Origin of the sequence: Mycobacterium intermedium (genome assembly GCF_002086275.1) — a bacterium.
Classification (GTDB): domain Bacteria; phylum Actinomycetota; class Actinomycetes; order Mycobacteriales; family Mycobacteriaceae; genus Mycobacterium; species Mycobacterium intermedium.
In genome coordinates, this window is sequence record NZ_MVHT01000285.1 from 1 (window position 1) to 750 (window position 750).

1 protein-coding gene is annotated in these 750 nt (G+C 66.5%); it reads left to right on the top strand.

Annotated features, from left to right (window positions below; translation table 11 throughout):
• Positions 1-750 (top strand): condensation domain-containing protein (locus BST27_RS30700; protein ID WP_249025753.1); only part of this gene is annotated, 750 nt, incomplete at both ends.

Genomic DNA, 750 nt, shown 5'->3' on the forward strand with positions numbered 1-750 from the left:
GTTGGGGGATGTGGGTGATGCGGGCAGTGTGATCGCGGGGCAGGTGCGGTATTGGCAGGAGGCGTTGGCGGGGTTGCCGGAGCGGCTGGTGTTGCCGACGGATCGGCCGTATCCGGCGGTGGCTGATTATGCCGGGGCCACCGTAATTTTCGAGTGGCCGGCGTCGTTGCAGCAGCAGATCGCCGCGGTGGCGCGTGCGCACAATGCGACCGGTTTCATGGTGGTGCAGGCCGCGTTGGCGGCGGTGTTGGGTGTGTTGAGTGGTAGTGCGGATGTGGCGGTGGGGTTCCCGATCGCGGGGCGGGCTGATCCCGCGCTCGATGATGTGGTGGGTTTTTTCGTCAACACGTTGGTGTTGCGGGTGGATCTGGCCGGGGATCCCAGTGTGGCGGAGTTGTTGGGGCGGGTGCGGGGGCGCAGCCTGGCGGCTTTTGAGCATCAGGATGTGCCGTTTGAGGTGTTGGTGGAGCGGGTCAACCCGGCCCGCAGTTTGGCGCATCATCCGCTGTTTCAGGTGATGCTGGCCTGGCAGAACTGGCAGGGCAAGGACACCGACACCGCGTTGGTGTTGGGGCAGGCGAGCGTCACGCCGGTGGCGGTCCAGACCCATACGGCGCGGATGGATTTGTCGTTGTCGTTGGCTGAGCGGTGGGGCAGCGGGGGTGAGCCGGCGGGGATCGCCGGCACGGTGGAGTTCCGCACCGATGTGTTCGATGCGGCCAGCATCGAGGCGCTGCTGCAACGCTGGGA